This window comes from Rhodococcus sp. ARC_M6, assembly GCF_022810305.1.
In the GTDB taxonomy this organism is placed as follows: Bacteria; Actinomycetota; Actinomycetes; order Mycobacteriales; family Mycobacteriaceae; genus Rhodococcus_F.
Genome location: NZ_JALGQH010000054.1, coordinates 1 through 19771 on the forward strand (window position 1 = coordinate 1; position 19771 = coordinate 19771).

Annotated in this window: 15 protein-coding genes; 3 read left to right on the plus strand and 12 right to left on the minus strand. The window is 61.7% G+C overall.

Annotated elements, in window-relative coordinates; translation table 11 throughout:
- On the plus strand, nt 1-1576 hold a 1576-nt coding region (locus tag MTX36_RS28935; RefSeq protein ID WP_243623103.1), incomplete at its 5' end, for an Ig-like domain-containing protein.
- 367 nt (nt 1577-1943) lie between these two features.
- Here MTX36_RS28935 and MTX36_RS28940 read toward each other — a convergent pair.
- Together MTX36_RS28940 and MTX36_RS30075 are read right to left on the minus strand one after the other, a co-directional pair.
- Entirely contained in the window at nt 1944-3500 is a 1557-nt protein-coding gene (locus MTX36_RS28940; RefSeq protein ID WP_243623104.1) for a cellulase family glycosylhydrolase, read from the minus strand.
- 575 nt (nt 3501-4075) lie between these two features.
- Nucleotides 4076-4204: a hypothetical protein gene (locus MTX36_RS30075; RefSeq protein WP_279395127.1), complete on the minus strand. Its 129-nt coding sequence runs from the start codon at nt 4202-4204 to the stop codon at nt 4076-4078.
- Nucleotides 4205-4342: 138 nt separating this feature from the next.
- Here MTX36_RS30075 and MTX36_RS28945 point away from each other — a divergent pair, with 138 nt between their 5' ends.
- Nucleotides 4343-5884 carry an alkaline phosphatase family protein gene (locus MTX36_RS28945; RefSeq protein WP_243623105.1) on the plus strand — a complete coding sequence of 514 codons (1542 nt, stop codon included), beginning with the start codon at nt 4343-4345 and terminating at the stop codon, nt 5882-5884.
- Between the two features lie 67 nt (nt 5885-5951).
- On the opposite strand, the gene MTX36_RS28950 is transcribed toward MTX36_RS28945, so the two are convergent.
- The 7 genes from MTX36_RS28950 to MTX36_RS28980 form a co-directional block, all read right to left on the minus strand.
- A complete protein-coding gene (locus tag MTX36_RS28950; RefSeq protein WP_243623106.1) occupies nt 5952-6740 on the minus strand; it encodes an SDR family NAD(P)-dependent oxidoreductase in 789 nt (262 codons plus the stop codon).
- Between the two features lie 78 nt (nt 6741-6818).
- A complete protein-coding gene (locus MTX36_RS28955) occupies nt 6819-7469 on the minus strand; it encodes a PaaI family thioesterase (RefSeq protein WP_243623107.1) in 651 nt (216 codons plus the stop codon).
- Nucleotides 7469-8338, minus strand: coding sequence for a MaoC/PaaZ C-terminal domain-containing protein (locus MTX36_RS28960; RefSeq protein ID WP_243623108.1), 870 nt, complete (start codon nt 8336-8338; stop codon nt 7469-7471). Before MTX36_RS28960 ends, MTX36_RS28955 begins: the two co-directional genes overlap by 1 nt.
- On the minus strand, nt 8338-9540 hold the full coding sequence (locus MTX36_RS28965) for a lipid-transfer protein (RefSeq protein ID WP_243623109.1): 1203 nt from the start codon (nt 9538-9540) through the stop codon (nt 8338-8340). Before MTX36_RS28965 ends, MTX36_RS28960 begins: the two co-directional genes overlap by 1 nt.
- Nucleotides 9541-9547: 7 nt before the next feature.
- Nucleotides 9548-11728, minus strand: coding sequence for an acyl-CoA dehydrogenase (locus tag MTX36_RS28970; RefSeq protein WP_243623110.1), 2181 nt, complete (start codon nt 11726-11728; stop codon nt 9548-9550).
- Nucleotides 11729-11762: 34 nt separating this feature from the next.
- Nucleotides 11763-12926 carry a steroid 3-ketoacyl-CoA thiolase gene (locus MTX36_RS28975; RefSeq protein ID WP_243623115.1) on the minus strand — a complete coding sequence of 388 codons (1164 nt, stop codon included), beginning with the start codon at nt 12924-12926 and terminating at the stop codon, nt 11763-11765.
- A gap of 190 nt (nt 12927-13116) precedes the next feature.
- Nucleotides 13117-13743: a TetR family transcriptional regulator gene (locus tag MTX36_RS28980; RefSeq protein WP_243623111.1), complete on the minus strand. Its 627-nt coding sequence runs from the start codon at nt 13741-13743 to the stop codon at nt 13117-13119.
- Between the two features lie 153 nt (nt 13744-13896).
- Between MTX36_RS28980 and MTX36_RS28985 the strand changes: the two genes are divergently transcribed.
- Entirely contained in the window at nt 13897-15429 is a 1533-nt protein-coding gene (locus MTX36_RS28985; RefSeq protein WP_243623116.1) for an FAD-dependent oxidoreductase, read from the plus strand.
- 54 nt (nt 15430-15483) lie between these two features.
- On the opposite strand, the gene MTX36_RS28990 is transcribed toward MTX36_RS28985, so the two are convergent.
- From MTX36_RS28990 to MTX36_RS29000, 3 genes are all read right to left on the minus strand, one after another.
- A complete protein-coding gene (locus MTX36_RS28990; protein ID WP_243623112.1) occupies nt 15484-17394 on the minus strand; it encodes an alkyl/aryl-sulfatase in 1911 nt (636 codons plus the stop codon).
- Between the two features lie 144 nt (nt 17395-17538).
- On the minus strand, nt 17539-18555 hold the full coding sequence (locus MTX36_RS28995) for a TIGR03617 family F420-dependent LLM class oxidoreductase (RefSeq protein ID WP_243623113.1): 1017 nt from the start codon (nt 18553-18555) through the stop codon (nt 17539-17541).
- A 1-nt stretch (nt 18556) separates the two neighbouring features.
- On the minus strand, nt 18557-19444 hold the full coding sequence (locus MTX36_RS29000; protein ID WP_243623114.1) for an SMP-30/gluconolactonase/LRE family protein: 888 nt from the start codon (nt 19442-19444) through the stop codon (nt 18557-18559).
- Nucleotides 19445-19771: the final 327 nt, after the last annotated feature.

Here is a 19771-nt window from a genome sequence, read left to right on the forward strand (position 1 = left end):
TTTCCACAATTCGACATCTGCTGCTTCGGTCATCGATGTGACCGCCCCGATCCTCGACACCACGACGACGGTGACTGTTCCCGCAACGACATTGACGGGTACTGCTGTCGACCTCACGGCCACGGTTACTCCGGCTGACGCGGCGGGTTCGGTGCAGTTCAAGGACGGCGGCATCAACATCGGCGACGCAGTTGCAGTCGCCGGCGGCACCGCAACCCTCTCGCACGCATTCGACACGGCCGCTTCGCATTCGATCACCGCCGAATTCATCGCCGGTGCGGGTTTCCACAATTCGACATCTGCTGCTTCGGTCATCGATGTGACCGCCCCGATCCTCGACACCACGACGACGTTAACTGTTCCCGCAACGACATTGACGGGTACTGCTGTCGACCTCACGGCCACGGTTACTCCGGCTGACGCTGCGGGTTCGGTGCAGTTCAAGGACGGCGGCATCAACATCGGCGACGCAGTTGCAGTCGCCGGCGGCACCGCAACCCTCTCGCACGCATTCGACACGGCCGCTTCGCATTCGATCACCGCCGAATTCATCGCCGGTGCGGGTTTCCACAATTCGACATCTGCTGCTTCGGTCATCGATGTGACCGCCCCGATCCTCGACACCACGACGACGTTAACTGTTCCCGCAACGACATTGACGGGTACTGCTGTCGACCTCACGGCCACGGTTACTCCGGCTGACGCTGCGGGTTCGGTGCAGTTCAAGGACGGCGGCATCAACATCGGCGACGCAGTTGCAGTCGCCGGCGGCACCGCAACCCTCTCGCACGCATTCGACACGGCCGCTTCGCATTCGATCACCGCCGAATTCGTGGCCGGCGCCGGTTTTGTCGGCTCCACTTCGACTCCGTCCACGGTAGTCGTTTCCGATCCGATCCCTTCCGATACTGAGACCGCCACCACGGTCACCGAATCGGCTACAGCCATCGTCGGCACCCCGGTCATCTTGTCGGCCAACGTGTCCCCCGCTCCGGCAGGTGGCGAGGTCAAGTTCCTCGTCGACAATGTTCTAGTTGGTTCCGGTCAGGTCGGTACCGATGGTGTTGCGACCCTCTCGCACATCTTCACTGCCGCAGGCACCCCCAACGTAGTTGCCCAGTTTGTCGGCATTACCGGCTTCGACGCATCTACATCCGCGCCGTTCTCGGTGACCGTCACGGCGGCTACACCTACCGACGTCGAGACCACCACCACGCTCGATACAATCGGCGCCCTCGACACGAACACACCGGTTGTCCTCAAGGCAACGGTCAACCCGACCACCGCCAACGGCAAGGTGCAGTTCAAGGTCGGCAACACGCTGATCGGTGCGCCGGTTGACGTGGTCAACGGTGTTGCGACGCTCTCGCACACCTTCACTGGCGCCGGAACATTCAACGTCACCGCCGAGTTTATCGGTGCAGACGGATTTGCGAATTCAGCCGCCACTCCGAAGACTGCGAATGTCACCGATGCCACCGATCCAGGTACCCCCGGCGGCACCGGCAGCCTGTCAAGCATCTTCGGCAGCCTGTCAGGCATCTTCGGCAGCCTGTCAGGCATCTTCGGATCCTAAAACCCCAGCAGTAAGCGCACAGGCGCGTCACCGGATCGTCGGTGACGCGCCTGTGCGTTTGTGTGGCCGGCGCCTTCGGCGCGCACAACGTAGATGCTGTTGGGGTAGTGAGGGCTCCAGCCGAGACGCGTAGCAGCGATATGGTCCCGTATCGGGAGTTTCCGGCCTTGACTGTCGCGTCCAGCTGCGAGGACGTCGAAGGTAGCCTCTGCGCCGTCAATCCGGCATCGTCGGGTTTTCGTGTGCGCTCCGTGCGGTGTCCGCGCGGATCGTCATGACCACGCTGCCCTCAACCTCGCTCTGCGCTTGCAGCGAGGTTGAGAGCAGCGGAAATGGTGAATGCGAGGTAATCCGGTCGAGTGTTCTGTTACGAGCCTGAGCTGGCCAATGAACCTGAACTGCCCGCTGAACCCGAGCTACCCAAGGAACCCGAGCCGAGGGAGGACGTTGAGGAGCCGCCGCCGATCGTGCCGGTGGGCAGTTCGGCACCGGCGGAGCCAGGCCGATTGATCTTGACGATCACCGGATCGGTGCCATCTGCCTCGACGGTGACCATCCGGGCACCCGCGGCCGAGGTAATCGTGCCGCCCTCGGCGACGGCCACGTAACCCTCGGGGTAGTGCCGGTCGGAAACGTAGATTTCCGTGGGCTTCGTCGACACCTTCGGGCTGTACTTGTAGATGAAGTCACCGTTGGAGGTGTCGAACTTCATCCCCCCGGGAGTGCCGGCGGTGGCCTGCGGGTAGGTGCGCACCAATTCGTTGCCGATCGCCTTGAGGAACGGGTCGGTGCCACCTTCGGGTCCGAAGATGCTGCTGTAGTGCCAGTATTGCCAGCCGATAAAGCGTTCATCGGCGCGATCAAGGGTATTGGCCAGCACAGTCGGGTCGCCGTCACCGAACTCGGCGACCACGGTCGGGATGTTGGCGCGCGTGGTGATCGCGTCGATATTGCCCCAGGTGTTGCCCTGCGTCACTGTGCACAGTGCTTTCAAACCCTCCGGCAGCCCTAGGTATATCGCGAGCTGGCTGGGGATGCAGTAGTCGTGCGGCGCGAAGACAATATTCGGGTCGGTAATCGCCGGTGTCTCCGGCGGATTGGCAAGGTTCGACGGCATCAACTGGTTCCACGTGACGTTCGGTTCCCAATAGACCGGGACCGTTGGGTCCGCCGCGCGGACCGCGTCGGTCAGCTTCTGCATCGCGCCCTGGTACTTGCGGTCGAAGTCCGGGCAGCCATTCGGGAAGCAGGTCAGGAAGGGAGAGCCTGGCCACGGTTCGTTCAATAGCTCGATGCCCTGCACGCCCGGCTTACCCTTCATCTTGGTGGTCAGGGCGGCGAGCGCGTCGCCGAGGTAGTCGAGAGCGCCGTATGTGTTGTTCCAGACCTCGTCCCAACCCTTGTTCATGCTGGGCATCAGGTTGTAGAGCGGAAATCCGGGGTTCGGCTCGTTCTCGCCGGGCCGAGACTGGATCGCCCAGGCAGGGAAGCCGTTGCCGCCCCAGGGCTTCGAGAGTCCGTCCTGGTGGTTGTCGAGCAGAACATGGATGCCCCGGGCGGCGAGCACGTCGACGGTCTCAGCGGCCCGGTCCAGGTACGCGTAGTCAATCTGGCCACGCTCGGGCATCATCGCCTCGAACTCGACCCCGAGTCGGACGGTGTTGAACCCGTGCTGGGCGAGAAGGTCGGCGTCCTGAGGCGTGACCGTCAAGCCGTCACCCGGCCACAGGTACGGCGGGTCCTTGTCGACGTTGTTGACGCCATGCAGGAGCATCGTGCGACCGAACTCGTCCACAAGCGCGACACCCTCGGAGTGGAGCTTGCCGGCTGGGGCGGGCGGAAGGTCCTGCGCGGCAACCGGTGTGGCAGCGATGATGCCGCAGATCACCGCGGCAGCGAGTCCTAGCGAAAGCAACCTGCGCATCAATTTCCTCGGGGTTCGGCGTCGTGGCGGACAGTCTGGGCAACACCCTCAGGAGTTGGACGACTGTATAGTTCGCCAAAGTGTAGCCGTCACAATTGTGTTGCATGCCACTTTCGCCATCAAGGATAATTTAGGCCATAACGCCCAAGCGTTTCGCCGCTTCCCTCGATGGCGCAATGCGGAGGGTCCGCCGTCGCCGAACGCGGCCCTTCCTATCGTCACCCGGCTTGACGAACCCGAAGAGTCGGAGCTACCCGAAGCCCTGGAGAGCCACCCTCAGCATCTCTTATACGAGGAGAGGTTGCGGGTGGAGGCTGGCTAACGTGCAAGCGCCTCGACCACACTGATCACACAGGATGAAGCACCGGACATTTTGCAGGCGAACGACTTTCGCTCGGGTGCGTGTGCGAGTCGAAAAGCGGGTGTTGCGGGAGCAGAGTCTGAAACTTCAGAAGTCACTTCGAATCCAGGGCCGCATCGGAAGGTGGGTACGTGGTGCGTCCGCGGAAGCCGCTCAATTAATGCGACAATCCAACACTGTCTGAATGATTCAGTTGTGCCCAACACGCGCTGGACTATGTAGCTTTGTCCTCGTCGGCAAGCGGATCAATGGTGTCAACGCCTTCCAACACCGTCAGTTCTTCTTCTGCCTCGGCGATGAGCCCTTTGGCTTCAGCCTCGACTTTTTTCACCCAATCGGACATCTCGAGCCTCTTCTGATCGATTCGAGTTCACGCTGTCTCGTGGACAATCCTACGTCGCAGAGGCCGGAAAAAATCAGTGACTACGAGGACGAACGCGATTCCGCTGCAAGTTGGTCCCTCACATGCGAACATCACCACATGGTGCATGGAAATCCGTTTGCTGGCCTGTCACGTCGAGAATTTCTTGCCAAAGCAACAGCAGTGGGTTCGATCGCGATGCTCAGTTCGTGGGCAAGCCCCATTATCGCCAGAGCACACACTATGTCCGACATTGGACCTGGGTCCCTCGACGACATCGAGCATTTTGTGTTGTTGATGCAGGAAAACCGTTCTTACGATCACTATTTCGGGGCTCTGTCAGGCGGACGCGGCTTCGACGATCTGTCCCCGGCATGGAAACAGTTCGGTTATTCCCCAGAGCGAGGCGAAGACCCTAGCGGATTCATCAACCCGTTTCGTCTCGATACAACTCGGGGCCCCTCGTTGAACGGCGAGTGCATCAACGATCCGGACCACTCGTGGGCAGGTACTCACCAGGCATGGAATAACGGCGGCAACGACCGTTGGATGCCCATGTCCATTGCTTCCGTCGGAGTCGGCAACGGCCCGGCAGCAATGGGCTACTACACCCGGGACGACATCCCGATCCACTATGAACTCGCCGACGCATTCACCGTGTGCGACAACTACCACTGTTCCGTCCTCGGCCCGACCGACCCCAATCGGCTGTACTGGATGAGCGGAACCATCGACCCCGACGGACTCGCCGGTGGCCCGCTGGTGGAGACACCCACGCTGATCCCGAAATTCCGATACTCCTGGAAAACGTATCCGGAAAGTCTGGAAGAAGCTGGTGTCAGCTGGAAAATGTACAACAACCGAGAATTGGGTCCGCTCTCGTCGGTTGCACTGGACGGAATGATGGGGTGCTTCACACAAGCTCGGGATCCAAATTCCGCGCTGGCGCGCAAAGGAATCGATCCCACCTACCCCAACGATTTCAGGAGCGACGTGGCAAACGGAACACTGCCCGCCGTATCGTGGGTCATCCCCTCCCTCCTCAACTGCGAACATCCAGCTCTTCCACCAGCATTCGGCGCAGCGGGCTTCGTCGAACTTCTCGACATCCTCACCTCGAATCCTGATGTGTGGGCCAAGACCGCATTGATCATCTCGTACGACGAGAACGGCGGATTCTTCGATCACGTCACACCGCCGACGCCACCGCCTGGAACGCCTGGCGAGTTCCTGACCGTCCCCTTGGATTCCGTATCATCCGCCAACGGGGTAGCCGGGCCGATCGGCCTCGGATATCGTGTTCCCGCGTTGGTGATTTCGCCGTTTAGCCGCGGCGGTCTGATCGCTTCGGAGGTCTTCGATCACACGTCCCAATTGCGGCTGCTGGAAACGCGATTCGGTGTACCGGTACCAAATCTGACGCCGTGGCGCCGCAGTGCCGTCGGCGACATGACGTCCGCATTCAACTTTGCGGCGCCGCCAGACGCAGCCAAACCGGCATTGTCCGACCCTATCCCCGGAGCACAGGACGCACTTCAACAGTGCGGGCCGAATATCGCACTCGGGACCTTCGGCAAGGGCGCTCCCTACCCTGTGCCGCCCAACCGAATGCCGACGCAGGACCCGGGCACCCGGCCAGCACCATCCGGAGTTGTTACCTAGCAGTGACGAACAAAAGGGGCTCGATGCGAAATGCATCGAGCCCCTTTCAGTTACAGCACAATGGTATTCAGTCGACAGTCGGCGACCACTGCACGCCGTTGATGTGCCCACCGCCGTCGACGAAGAGGGTGTTACCCGTGACGTAGCGGCTGTCGTCACTCGCCAAGAAGGCAGCGACAGGTCCGATGTCGTCGAGGGGATCCCCGATGCGGCCCATGGGATTCTGCGCAGCCATGACAGCTACGTTTTCCGGATTGGCTTCAGCGACGCGCTTGTACGCAGCACTCTGGGCTCCGGGGCAGATGACATTGCAGTTCACCTGCTTTGGGGCCCACTCCCGCGCAGCGGTACGTGTGAGCGTCCGCAGCGCTTCCTTCGCCGCGTTGTACTGCACCGAGTACATGTGCGCGTTCACACCGTTGAGGCTGCACATGTTGATGACTCGACCAGTACCGTGACGCTCGAGTTCCGGTAGCGCAGCCTGCATGGCCCAGAACGCGGCCATCACAGCCATGTCGAAACCACCGCGCATCTGCTCGTCGGTCATCTTCTCGAGCCGCGCGAAACCGAAAGTCCGCCAAGCATTGTTGACAAGAATGTCGAGACGACCGAATCGCTCGACCGCCCTGTCGACCATCGCAACAACCTGCGCCTTGTCGGTCACATCGGTACGGACGAACTCCGCGTCCACGCCCCATTCATCGCGCAGCCACAGGGCTGTCTCGAGCCCTGCCTGCTCGTCGATCTCGGCAACCAGCACCGAGGCACCTTCACGCGCGAAAGCGCCGGCCACACCGCGTCCGATACCCATACCGGCACCGGTTACCACTGCTACACGTCCGTCGAGCTTTCCCACAGCGGGTCCTCCTTCGTCGGGCCCTGTGCGCCTTTTCGGTAGTCGCAGCTACCAAAAAGGCGCATAGGGGCAGCACCTCTAGCGGGGGCGCGGAACCGTCTTGTCGATGAACAAGCCTTCAACCGAGACACATACTTCACCGTCAGCTGTTTTGATCTCGCCGACGGTCTTGATCTTGCGGCCGTCTTTCGAGATGAACTTGCCCGAGATGGTGAGCGGCACGAACAGCGGCGTGGGGCGGTGATAGCGCGTGCTCAATTGTGCTGTCATTCCGGAAGTTCCACCCCAAGCATTGGCGACGCCCAGAACGTGGTCGAGGATCAACGCGGAAACTCCGCCGTGAACGTGGCCGGGAGGGCCCTGGTACGGCAGAGTCAAGGTGACAACGCCCTGAACGGAACCGTCTGCGAGACCTTCGAGTACCAGCGGCGGCGCGATGGCATTCTCAGGTCCGGTGACGGGATCATGGCGAGTGACGCCTTCACCGTTCCACATGTCGATCAATCGCTCGGCAACCTCGGGTGCGTGCTCCTCGAGGTGATCGGCGATGCTGTTGAGCTCCTCGGCAACTCGGTCGAGGTTCGCATTGTTGCGATCGGTGCGCAGCATTGCGTCGACGACGCGTCGAGCAGCCAAGGTCGCCCGATCGACGGGTACGTCCTGCGGCGGCGACGTCAGAATCGTGCCACCCGGATGGGTAGCCGCCGTGGGATGCGTTCCCATATCCATTAGTTGATCTCCATCGTGGCTTGAGTGAGAACCGGGGAGTTCTCACGCTCGGGGCAGGTTGCCATCAATGTCAGGGTGTTGCCGTCCTGCCACACCGACGTGGTGATGCTCTCGCCCGGGAACAGTGAACCGGCAAAACGCACCGAGAAATTCTTCACCCGCGAAGGATCGCCGTCGAGAACTCCGTCGACGACGGCCTTGCAGACAATGCCGTACGACGCGAGGCCGTGCAGGATGGGGGCGTCGAAGCCGGCCATCTTGGCAAAGGCGGGATCGGCATGGAGCGGGTTCATGTCTGCACTGAGGCGGTACAGCAACGCCTGCGATGCGCTGGTTGCCGAGGTGAGTACCTTGTCCGGCGCCCGATCAGGCACACCGGCAACAACTTCGGGCCCGGCGTCTCCGCCGAATCCGCCTTCTCCGCGAGCCCAGATCTGCATTCCGGTGGTCCACAAAGGGTTACCGTCAAGATCTTCAGCCGAAGTCTCGAGCACAATGATGGCAGCTTTGCCCTTGTCCCACACATCGGCAACTCGCGAAGAGATACGAGCAGTGCCGGAGGTCGGGATAGGAGCATACAGGGTCAGCGACTGTCCACCGTGCAGAATCTTGCGCAGGTCGATGTCGACGCCGGGCATGTTCATGGACGGAGCGGGAAGTACACCTGCCGAAACGCCCTGGCCTGCAACCATGGCGAAGGTCGGGAGAACCTTCAGACCCTTTTCGTACACCCAACCCAGCTCGGCCGGATCCAGAGCGTTCACTCCGGCGCCGAGGCCCAGCTGGTAGAGCATGACGTCGCGTTCGGTCCACGATGCTTCGCGCACAGTCGGTTCGGCGGCCAATGCCACCGCAAGATCGATAGCCATCAGTTCTCCAAAGTTCCGGCGCGGTAGACCGTCACGACGCACGCGCCGCCCAGTCCGAGGTTGTGCTGCAATCCGATTCGAGCGCCTTCGACCTGACGGGCGTCGGCCTGGCCGCGGAGCTGCCAGGTCAGCTCGGCGCACTGCGCCAAACCTGTGGCACCGAGCGGGTGACCCTTGGAGATCAGGCCGCCGGACGGGTTGACGACCCACTGTCCGCCGTAGGTGGTCGCTCCGGATTCGACGAGCTTTCCGCCGTCGCCGGCCGCACACATACCGAGACCTTCGTAGGTGATGATCTCGTTGATCGCGAAGCAGTCGTGCAGTTCGATGACGTCGACGTCGTCGATTGTGATTCCGGCTTCTGCGAAGACCTGTTCTGCCGCTGCAGCGGTCATCGGTGCACCGACCACGTCGATCATCGACTTCTCGGCAAACGCTGCCTCGGTGTCGGTGGTCATCGCCTGGGCGACGATTTCGATTGCACGGTCTTCGAGACCGTGCTCACGGACGAACTTCTCGCTCACGACGATAGCTGCGCCGGCGCCGTCCGAAGTCGGCGAGCACTGCGAACGTGTCAAGGGAGCGTGAATCATCTTGTCGCCGAGAACCTGTTCGAGTGTGTACTCGTCACGGAACTGTGCGTACGGGTTGTTGACAGAGTGCTTGTGGTTCTTGACCGCAACGGCAGCAATCTGCTCAACGGTAGTGCCGTACTTCGCCATGTGCTCGGTCGCAGCGTTGCCGAACAGCTGAGCTGTCATGGGCGAACGGGCAAAACCGTAGTCCTCGACCATGATCTTGAGCTGCGAGTCCAAGGTGGTGATCTTGGGCATCTCACCGTTGCCGGTCAAAGCCGTCTTGGTCATCTTCTCGAAGCCGACAGCCAGTGCGCAGTCAGCCTGACCCGCCTGAACCCACTCGCGTGCCATCATCAGCGCCGTCGAGCCCGTGGCGCAGTTGTTGTTGACGTTGAAGATCGGGATGCCGGACAGGCCGGTCTCGTACAGTGCACGCTGGCCTGCGGTGGACGCGTTGAACACGTAACCGACTGCGGCGCGCTGGATCTGGTCGTAGCTGACGCCGGCATCGGTGAGTGCGTTCGAGACAGCCTCGGTCACCATGTCCGGGTATTCCCAGTCGCGGGTCTCGATCTTCTCGAACTTGGTCATGCCGACACCGACAACAAAGGTGCGATTGCTCATGCGCGTGTCACTTTCCCGGTTCGGGGTCGCGGGGCAGTCCGAGAATACGCTCGCCGATGATGTTCAGCTGAACGTTGGTTGTACCACCCGCGATGGACATCGACTGCATGCTCAAGAACATCTGCGTCGCCGACAGCCGGTTCTGATCACTGAGAAGCGAACTGGGGCCGGCCCATTCCATGGCCAAGTCCCAGACCTGCTGGATGTGCTCGACACCGATCAGCTTCGCAACGGAGGACTCCGCGCCGGGCTGCGCTCCGGAAAGCGAACGCAACGTGGTGCGCAGCCCGAGCAGTCCGCCGGACTGTGCGTCGCACAGCACCTTTCCGAGAACCGTGAGCTGCTCGTCGTCGATTCCGCCGGACAGTCCATCGGCCAAGCTCAGCAGTGCTTCGCCGCCCGAACCCAACGACGAGTCGTTGGATAGTGAAACCCGCTCATTGGCCAGCGTCGTGCGGGCCAGCTTCCAGCCGTCGCCAGGTTTGCCGACGAGGCACTCGTCGGGAACGAAGATGTCATCGAAGAACACCTCGTTGAACAGTGCTTCACCGGTGATCTCGCGCAGCGGGCGGATGTCGAGGCCACTGTTCTTGATGTCGATGAGGAAGTAGGACAGGCCTTTGTGCTTGGGCACGTCGGCGTCGGTGCGCGCGAGGCAGATACCCCAGTGCGCTTCGCGTGCCATAGACGTCCACACCTTCTGGCCCTGCAGCTTCCAGCCACCGTCGACCTTGGTGGCCTTGGTGCTCAGAGCGGCAAGGTCGGAGCCGGCGCCGGGCTCGGAGAACAGCTGGCACCAGACGATGTCGCCGCGCAGTGACGGCGGAACGAACTTGGCAAGCTGCTCTTCGTTGCCGTGCTCGATGAGCGTCGGGATGACCCAGTTTCCGATGATCATGTCGTGCGGCTCGAGCTGCGCCTCACGGAGTTCTTCGGCGATCACGAGCTGGCTGACCGCATCCGCGGACTTTCCCCAGGGAGCGGTGAAGTGTGGTGCGGTGTAACCCTTTTCCGCGAGGTACGTCTTGCGCTCGGCACCCTCGAGCTCGAGGGCGGGAGCGAGTTCCGCGCGAACGTCGGCGCGAATCGCTTCGGCCTCGGGCGGGAGTTCGATGCTGAGTACGCGACGAGTTCCGGCGATCGTCAGCTCCGCAACCCGGCGACGCCAGGAAGCCGTGGAGCCCAGCAGAATTCGCAGCGACTGTGCGCGGCGCATGTACAGGTGTGCATCGTGCTCCCAGGTGAATCCGATGCCACCGAGAACCTGGATGCAATCGCGGGTAACCGAGAAACCGGCTTCGAGCGCGGTTGCTCCGGCTACAGCGGCAGCGAGAGAGGCCTCTTCGGCGCCGACACCGTTGGCGGGCGTCAGGGCGCGGGCAGCGTCCCACGCGCAGACGCGGGCCTGCTCGGAGAGCGTGAGCATCCGTGCAACCTTGTGCTTGACGCCCTGGAACTGTCCGATGACCCGACCGAACTGCTGACGCACCTTGGCGTAGTCAGTCGAGGTGGTCACTGCCCAGTCAGCCAGACCGGAGGCCTCGGCGGCGAAAAGGGTTGCAGCAATGTCGAGTACACGCTGCGTGTCGACTGCGAGGATCTCGGAGTCCGCAAGCACCAGGCCGTCGACGGTGACCTCGGAGCTACGACGCACGACGTCGTAGCTGGCCAGGTCCGTGACGTCGAGACGGTCACGGTTGATCAGGACGAAGCCGCTGTCCGTCGCGAGGAGGAATACGTCGCCGACGTGGCCACCGAGGATGTGGCTGGATGTTCCACTGAGAGTAGCGGTGTTTCCGTCGCGGGTGATCTTCAGCGAACCAGGCTGCAAGGCAACAGCTCCGAGAGTGCTGCCATCAGCGAGACCGGACAGGCGGTCGGTGACACCGGCGTCACTGAGGACCGCACTGACCACAACGGTGGGCAGGAACGAGCCGGGAACCATGGCGCGTCCCAGTTCCTCGACAACGATAGCGAGCTCGACCAGCCCGTAGCCTGCTCCACCGAATTCTTCGGCGATGTGCAGACCGAGAAGGCCCTGCTCTGCGAGTCCGTCCCAGAACTGCGGGCGGGTCTCGACCTTGGCCTCGACAGCTTCGCGGATGACGGTCGGGGTTGCGTGACGCGCAGCCCAGCCTCGAACGGAATCGCGGAGGTCGCGATCTTCTTCACTCAATCCAATAGTCATATCTACCTAATCAATTCGAAAGTACGGGTGCTGGTCAGATGCGTTCGATGATGGTGGCGGTGGAGAGAGCTCCGCCGGCGCACATCGTGATCAGGGCAGTGGACTTGTCGGAACGCTCGAGCTCGTGCAGCGCCGTGGTGATCAGGCGAGCACCCGTCGAGCCGACGGGGTGGCCCAGGGCGATTGCGCCGCCGTTGACGTTGACCTTGGACATGTCGGCGCCGTGGACCTGTGCCCACGAAAGAACGACCGAGGCGAAGGCCTCGTTGATCTCGACCAGATCAATGTTGTCGAGCGTCATTCCGGCCTTGTCGAGCACCAACTGGGTGGACTCGATGGGTCCGTCGAGGTGATAGAAGGGATCGGAGCCGACCATGCCGGACGCGATGATGCGCGCGCGGGGCTTGAGGCCCAACTGCTGGGCGCGCTCTTCGCTCATCAGCAGTACGGCTGCAGCGCCGTCGCTGATCTGCGACGAGTTGCCGGCGGTGTGGATGTGGCCTTCGATGACGGGATTGAGACCGGCGAGGGCTTCAGCCGTGGTCTCACGCAGGCCGCCGTCACGAGTGACTGTTGCGATCTCGCCGGTCGGTACGCCCTGCTTGTCGACGACGGGAGCTGTGACAGGGACGATTTCGCGGTCGAAGCGACCTTCCGCCCAAGCCTGAGCTGCACGACGCTGCGATTCGAGACCGAAGGCGTCGACGTCGGCACGCGTGATTCCACGCTTCTCGGCGATGCGCTGCGCGGAGGTGAACTGGTCACCCATGTCGATGGTCCAGTCGTCCGGGTACGGGTTGCCGGTTTCGGGAGTATTTGCCTGGCCGAGGAATACGCGGCTCATGGATTCGACGCCACAGCCGATGCCGGCCGAGATCTGACCCGACGAGATCAGACCGGAAATCAAATGCACTGCCTGCTGCGCAGATCCACAAGCGCAGTCGATGGACGTCGCAGCCGTCGAGTACGGGAATCCTGCGTGCAGCCAGGCCTGGCGGGTGATGTTGTTGGACTGCTCACCGGCCTGCGTGACGCAGCCGCCGATGATCTGTCCGATGTCGTCGGGCGCAACACCGGCGCGCTCGAGGACACCGCGCTGTGCGGCTCCCAGGAGCGTGGCGGGGTGCAGTCCCGCCAGGGCGCCGCGGCGGCGACCGATCGGTGTACGCGCGGCTTCGACGATGACTGCATGGCCCATGGTGAGCACTCCTTCGTGGAGATATCGGTTGGTGAGCTGGCTCACCAACTACTTTTCTGTAATGTATTCTATTTATGTACGCCGAGCAACGTTGCGGCGCAAGTCGAGTGTCGATCCCAGCGTTCAAAAAATTAGAATTGATTTCAATTTTAAGAGGGTGACGAACTTACCCGAACCCGGGCGAATTACGTCAGTGCTGCGAGAGATTCACCAGAAGTAAGTCGCATCCCTTACGAATGTCGTACTCCGCGTCGGGAATCGAGATGCGACCGTTGAGGCAGGACTGGATCACGCCGAACCACAGTTGCATCAGCAATCGCAACGCGGTGTTGTCGTCTTCGGTGGGGTTTTCGATGCCCGCCGCATCCAAGACGATCTGACGAAAACCGCGATCGATCTTTCCGGCGTCGGGGACCGTTGCGACATTGGCGGTGCTGGTCGATTGCAGCATCGCTGTCGAGAGGGCCGGCCGACGCAGTAATCCACGGGTGGCTCGCACCAGGACTTCGTAGACCGCATCTTGTGGATTTCCCGAGTTCACCTGATGTTTGGTGAAGTTGTCGCCGATCTGATCGATCTGCTCGACCATCACCGCGACAAAGAGGTGCGTCTTCGACGGGAAATAGCGGTACAGCGTCCCGATAGCGACACCGGCACGCTTCGCGACCTCATGCATCTGGACGCGAGCCAGCTCCTTCTCGGTCGCCAACTCCTCCGCCGCTTGCAACATTCGAACGTGGCGCGCGCGCTGCTCGTCCGAACTGGGCTCGGCAGCGTCCCTGACCTCGGCAATTCTCGGCAACGTCGTCCCCATCATCGATAGTGTGTCGCGGCCGATCGCGGCCGATCCAATTCTCGCACCTCACCCATTGAAGCCGGGATATTGCCCGCTCAGTGGGACTCGTCGTAGCCAACGCACGCCGCTCGGTATTGCGTGTAGGCCCCACCCGCTTCGAGTTAGGACGCAATGATGCAGGACTGGACCACCGAGTGCGACGTATTGGTTGTCGGCTCCGGCGGCGGTGCGCTGACCGGCGCATACACCGCTGCCGCTGCCGGATTGACCACGATCGTCATCGAGAAGACCGACCGTTTCGGCGGCACTTCTGCATACTCGGGCGCCTCCATCTGGCTGCCCGGCACCCAGGTCCAGGAGCGCGCCGGCCTCCCCGACTCGACGGAGAACGCTCGCACCTACCTGCGCTCGCTGCTCGGCGATTCGGAGACCGAACGCCAGGACGCCTTTGTCGACACCGCGCCGGCCGTCGTTGCATTGCTGGAGCAGAACCCGAACGTCGAGTTCGAGTTCCGTGCGTTCCCCGATTACTACAAGGCCGAAGGCCGGATGGATACGGGACGCTCCATCAACCCGCTCGATCTGGATCCCGCCGATATCGGCGATCTTGTCGGCAAGGTCCGTCCCGAACTGGATCAGGACCGCACCGGCCAGGACCATGCACCCGGCAAGATGATCGGCGGACGCGCACTGATCGGTCGCCTTCTCGCTGCCGTCGCAAGCACCGGCAAGGCTGATCTCCGCACCGACACGACTCTCACGTCGCTGATCGTCGAAGACGGCCGTGTTGTCGGCGCCGAGGTCGAGTCCGGCGGTGAAACCTTGCGCATCAAGGCCAACCGCGGAGTCCTCATGGCAGCCGGCGGCATCGAAGGCAACGCCGACATGCGCGAGCAGGCCGGCACGCCCGGCAAGGCTCTTTGGAGCATGGGCCCCTTCGGAGCCAACACCGGCGACGCGATCTCTGCCGGCGTTGCCGTCGGCGGCGCAACAGCGTTGCTCGATCAGGCATGGTTCTGCCCCGGCGTCGAACAGCCCGACGGCTCGGCAGCATTCATGGTCGGTGTGCGCGGCGGCATCGTCGTCGACTCGAAGGGCGAGCGCTACCTCAACGAGTCACTGCCCTACGACCAGTTCGGTCGGGCAATGGCGAAGCAGAACGACATCGCCTCAGCCATACCGTCGTTCATGATCTTCGATTCCCGCGAAGGTGGCGGCCTGCCCGCCATCAGCATCCCGAACACCGCGCCCGCCAAGCACCTCGAGGCCGGTACGTGGGTAGCTGCCGACACTCTCGAAGAGCTCGCTGCAAAGACCGGACTGCCGGCCGACGCATTGCGTAGTTCCGTCGAAAAGTTCAACGACGCAGCTAAATTGGGTGTCGACGAGCAGTTCCACCGCGGCGAAGATCCCTACGACGCGTTCTTCTGCCCGCCCAACGGCGGCGCAAACGCTGCGCTGACCGCAATCGAGACGGGCCCGTTCTACGCGGCACGCATCGTCCTCAGTGACCTCGGCACCAAGGGTGGTCTGGTCACCGACGTCGACGGACGCGTCCTGCGCGCCGACGGCACCGTGATCGACGGCCTCTACGCTGCCGGCAACACGAGCGCCTCGCTGAGCGGTCGCTTCTACCCCGGCCCCGGCGTTCCGCTGGGCACGGCCATGGTCTTCTCCTACCGAGCAGCCCAGGACATGGCGAAGTAGCACTTCAGCAACAAAGGGGCGGTTGGTCGCGATGACCAACCGCCCCTAGATGTTTCACGGCGTGACGATATTGAAATTCGGATCGAAGATGTCCGTGATCTTGGCCAGCGTATCCAACACCGACTGATCGCCTTGTACCTGAACTTTGCCGCTGTCAAGAATCGCCGACGCTTTACCAGGTTGAAGCAAAATCGCGGCCAGCAAGGGTTTCGGACCTTCGAGGGTAAGTTGCGCATCCGGGACATGGCCGGCGCGAGCATTCAGGACTGCTCGACGCACCCACATGTTCCATTCTTGCCCGGTGTCGGCGAATGTGAAGTTGATGGAAATGTCGACACCCTCGGCTTTCTCTCCGATCAGGTGGACACCGGCGTAGTCGAAGAGGAGATCGACCGGCATCGCGAGGATCGTGTCGGTACTGTCGGTGTTGACTTGGCCGGCACCGGTGACACCGTTGCGCAATTCCATTGCAGCAGTGAGGAAAATAGCACGATACTGCGGCACTTCCTGTTGGTAGCCGAGTTGCTCGTAAGCGTCGGCTTGAAGATTCTTCGCCTCCGCGTCATCAGGATCGGCAAATACGAGGTGATGCAGGAGTTGCACCGCCCATCGGTAGTCACCGGCCCCGAAAGCGTTGCGGCCCTCGGCAAGTATCTTCTCTCGCCCGATCAGCTCGACGTGCCGCTTCGCGTGTTCTTCCGGCAGGAGCGGCAGGATCGTGGCGGGGTCCCCGTCCCAGAAGCCGAGCTCTTTATGGAACACGGCGCGAACATTGTGGTGCAAGCCGCCGTGATAGTAGCGGTTGTACCACTTCTGACCGATCTCCTCCGGAAGGCGAACGACTTCTGCCGCTTCCAGTGGCGTGTACCCCTGATTCGCAAATCGTAGCGCCTGATCGTGAATGAACTTGTACATATCGCGTTGCGATTCAAGGAATTCCACGACAGTTTCATTTCCCCAGACCGGCCAGGTGTGTGGCCCGTGATGCACCTCCACCTCGTCTCCCCATCTCACCAAAGTCTCGTCCAGGTACCGGGCGAAATTACGAGCATCACGCGTGCGCGCACCACGGATAGTTTGAATGTTGTGCATCGAGTGGTTCGCGTTTTCCGCGCAGGTGAGCGCTTTGATGGCGGGGATCCAGATATGCATCTCCTCCGGCGCCTCGGTATCGGGTGCGTAGAGGAACTCGAAGTCCCAGCCCCCAAGGTTGCGTACCTCTCCGGTCTTCGTGATGCCGTCCGTCGGCGGGATGTACGTCATATGGATGTTCATATTGTCGGCACCGGATCCCAGCCCGATCGTCACCAGGCCGCAATCACAATGTGGAAGAAGAAGACCGAACGTGTACCCCATCCGGCGTGACATTGCATTCCCGGTGATGACATTCTCGCCGATGGCATGTTTGTTGAACGACTCGATGGTTCCCGGCGCGACGATGGGGATCTTCCCCGCCACGACGTCGGCTTCGTCGACTAGTCCTTTGACTCCGGCGTAGTGGTCGAAATGCGTGTGGGTGTAAATGATTGCGGCGATCGGCTTGCTGTTGCCCAGTTCGCGACGGAACAACTCGAGTCCCGCTTTCGCCAGGTCTGCGCTGGTGGTCGTGTCGATGATGACCAGCCCGTCCGGGGCATCGACGATGGTGAGGTTCACCGCAAATCGAACTTGGTAGAGTCCGTCCACCACCTTGTAGAGACCGCATCGCCGGACCAGTTGGGATTGGCGCCACAGACTGGGATTAACGGACTCAGGTGCGTCCTTGTCATCGCTGATGTAGGTGAACGGTTGGCCGTCATGGATCAGATCGCCCTTGTCGTTGAAAACCTGATCGTTCTCCCAACCCGCAATGAAGCCGCGATCGATGTCCCCGAAGTCCTGACGATCGGACATCGGGTATTCGTCTACCGCCGCGCGGTTGATCTCTGTCGTGAACGGTGTTGCTGGTTTTGTCTCAGCGACCATGAAGCTTCCTCCAACTCGACTTCGATGCCCGCACGAGCGCATTGCCCCAGCGCAGCGACCTCACACGGAACCCTGTGGAGCCAATCTGGCCCTTCAACGGCATTCACGCATCACCCATGACAGATGAGATCGGTCGGTCTGGCGTTACTCCACAGACGAACCGCCTGCTCGGAGTGCCCTACACATCATTCGGAAGTCATTGTCGTCGGCGGGATCAGTCGGCACTGCCAGCGCAATGCCGTCACAAAGCTCGCCGTACTTCGCATTCAGCATTGCCGGCAGTTCGGTGTACGTGCACTGTGTTGCCAGGATGTCGAGAACGTCTTCGGTTAGTACAGCTGCCAGATCTGCCCAATCACCGGTTCGCGCCATTGCGGTCAATCTCTCGCCGACCTCCGTGAGACCGAGAACGTCCAGGGCAACGCGGTAGGCCGGTGTGGAGTAGAGGAACGCAAGCTCTTTCCGCACGGGTTCACGGGCGGCAGCAACCGCAGCTGCGTCACGCCCGGTGATCGTCTTCGGAACTGCAATAAGTCGCGGCCGGCGCCCATCTCGCTCGAGAGCCGGAATTATCTTCTCCGCGAGCACCTTCGGATGGGCGCTGGTGGGATGGGCAACAAAGCCGTCGGCAACCTCACCGGCCAGCGCGCACATACGTGCGTTCACTCCCCCGGTCCAGATTTCCGGAGGCTTGACGTCGAGCGGCCCCGGATTGAAATACGGTTGCAGACGGTTGAAGGTGTAGTGCGTACCCTTGTAGTCGAGCGCACTGCCGGATTGAAACGCAGCAAAGATCGCACGCACCGCGCCGACGTAATCACGTAGTTGCGCAACGGGATCCGTCCACGGCATGGAATACCGTCCGACGATATTGCCCCGCACCTGAGTCGCGAGCCCGAGCTGAAACCGTCCCCCGGAAAAGTCGGCCAAATCCCAGGCCGCCAACGCGGTCACCATGGGACTGCGCGCAAACGCCACCACCATCGACGTCCGGACCGTGAGAGTGGAACTGTGTTCCACAGCCAGAGCGGCGACGGCAAACGGATCTCGGACGGTTTCCGAGATGTGCACGGTATCGAAGCCGAGGGCCTCTATCCTTCTGACACGTTCCGCTACCAGCCGCAATGGGGTATCGGCCGGTAGCGACGTCACTAGTTCCATATCAGTCCAACGGCTCCAAACGAATCGACAACAGCTTGCCTTCGGTAGCAATCTTACGTGCATGCTCGTTGAAATCCGGTGCCGCACAGACAAACAAGGTTCGGCCATCGGATCCGCCCAGACCACAAGCGAAAACACCGCTGCCGAAAGCGATCTCGCCGATCACCCCAACGCCTTCGGCCACATGCACAATTCGCCCGCCGAGGGCGTCGGCCACCCACATCGAATCGTCACCGTCGATACAGCACCCGTCGGGCGCGAGCACTATCTCCGCCAGCGTGGTCTCCATTGCCGGTCCACCCGGGACCTCGCCGAACTTCGCCCAATCGCGACGCTCCCCCAGCGACCCGTCCGCCTCGATCGAGAACGCACTGATCCTATTGCCGAGAGTTTCGTCGACGAGCAGTTCACCGGTGGTGGTCAACGCCATTCCATTGGGGAAGTGCAGGTCGCGAGCCACGACGTGAACGCTGCCGTCGGGGTCCACGCGAACAAGATCGGCTGTCTCGACCTGAGCCAGGTTCATCAGATCGAAGCCGAAGTTGCCGACGTACGCACGGCCCTGCGCGTCGACGAGCATGTCGTTGACATTGATGTCGGCGCCCACGATGTTCGACAAATCTGCGTGGACAACCAGCTCACCGTCCGGCTCTCGGCGCAGGATCTTCTGATCGCGCATCGAGACGACCAACAACCTGCCATCCGGCAGCCAGCCCAGCCCGGACGGTTGACCGGGAACCTTGGCTTCGACCCGTACGTCTGTTCCGTCTTCGCTCGCCGAAACGACTTGATAACTGTAAAAATCTGATACCCAGATTCGGTTTTCGTGCCAACGCGGGCACTCGAAGTAGGTATATCCCTCGAGAACTACCTTGATTTCCGGTGCCATCGAATTCTCCTGCGTCGGTGAAGAACGAGTGTGTCCGTCATTCAATCACCGACGCCTCCCGGCGGTGATTGATTCGCGACTACTGATACTCCAGCGCAGCGCGAACCGCTCGCGTTCTTATACAGGTCCAGCAGATCGGCAGCTGGCTTCGGTCGTGAATAGACCGAGAAGACTCAGACGAAGCACGATTTTGTGGACTGCCTGGAAAACAGCAGGGCCACTGCAGGTTTCCCTGGCAGTGGCCCCTAGCGTGCGTTTTGTGGCTAGCGCGGCGTCATGCGCAGTGCGCCATCCATACGGATGGTCTCGCCGTTGAGGTAATCGTGC

Excerpts from the sequence above, each read along its gene's own strand:
- MTX36_RS28940 (WP_243623104.1), bottom strand. The coding sequence starts at position 3,500 with ATGCGCAGGTTGCTTTCGCTAGGACTCGCTGCCGCGGTGATCTGCGGC.
- MTX36_RS30075 (WP_279395127.1), bottom strand. The coding sequence starts at position 4,204 with ATGTCCGATTGGGTGAAAAAAGTCGAGGCTGAAGCCAAAGGGCTCATC.
- MTX36_RS28945 (WP_243623105.1), top strand. The coding sequence starts at position 4,343 with ATGGTGCATGGAAATCCGTTTGCTGGCCTGTCACGTCGAGAATTTCTT.
- MTX36_RS28955 (WP_243623107.1), bottom strand. The coding sequence starts at position 7,469 with ATGGATATGGGAACGCATCCCACGGCGGCTACCCATCCGGGTGGCACG.
- MTX36_RS28960 (WP_243623108.1), bottom strand. The coding sequence starts at position 8,338 with ATGGCTATCGATCTTGCGGTGGCATTGGCCGCCGAACCGACTGTGCGC.
- MTX36_RS28965 (WP_243623109.1), bottom strand. The coding sequence starts at position 9,540 with ATGAGCAATCGCACCTTTGTTGTCGGTGTCGGCATGACCAAGTTCGAG.
- MTX36_RS28970 (WP_243623110.1), bottom strand. The coding sequence starts at position 11,728 with ATGACTATTGGATTGAGTGAAGAAGATCGCGACCTCCGCGATTCCGTT.
- MTX36_RS28975 (WP_243623115.1), bottom strand. The coding sequence starts at position 12,926 with ATGGGCCATGCAGTCATCGTCGAAGCCGCGCGTACACCGATCGGTCGC.
- MTX36_RS28980 (WP_243623111.1), bottom strand. The coding sequence starts at position 13,743 with ATGATGGGGACGACGTTGCCGAGAATTGCCGAGGTCAGGGACGCTGCC.
- MTX36_RS28985 (WP_243623116.1), top strand. The coding sequence starts at position 13,897 with ATGCAGGACTGGACCACCGAGTGCGACGTATTGGTTGTCGGCTCCGGC.
- MTX36_RS28990 (WP_243623112.1), bottom strand. The coding sequence starts at position 17,394 with ATGGTCGCTGAGACAAAACCAGCAACACCGTTCACGACAGAGATCAAC.
- MTX36_RS28995 (WP_243623113.1), bottom strand. The coding sequence starts at position 18,555 with ATGGAACTAGTGACGTCGCTACCGGCCGATACCCCATTGCGGCTGGTA.
- MTX36_RS29000 (WP_243623114.1), bottom strand. The coding sequence starts at position 19,444 with ATGGCACCGGAAATCAAGGTAGTTCTCGAGGGATATACCTACTTCGAG.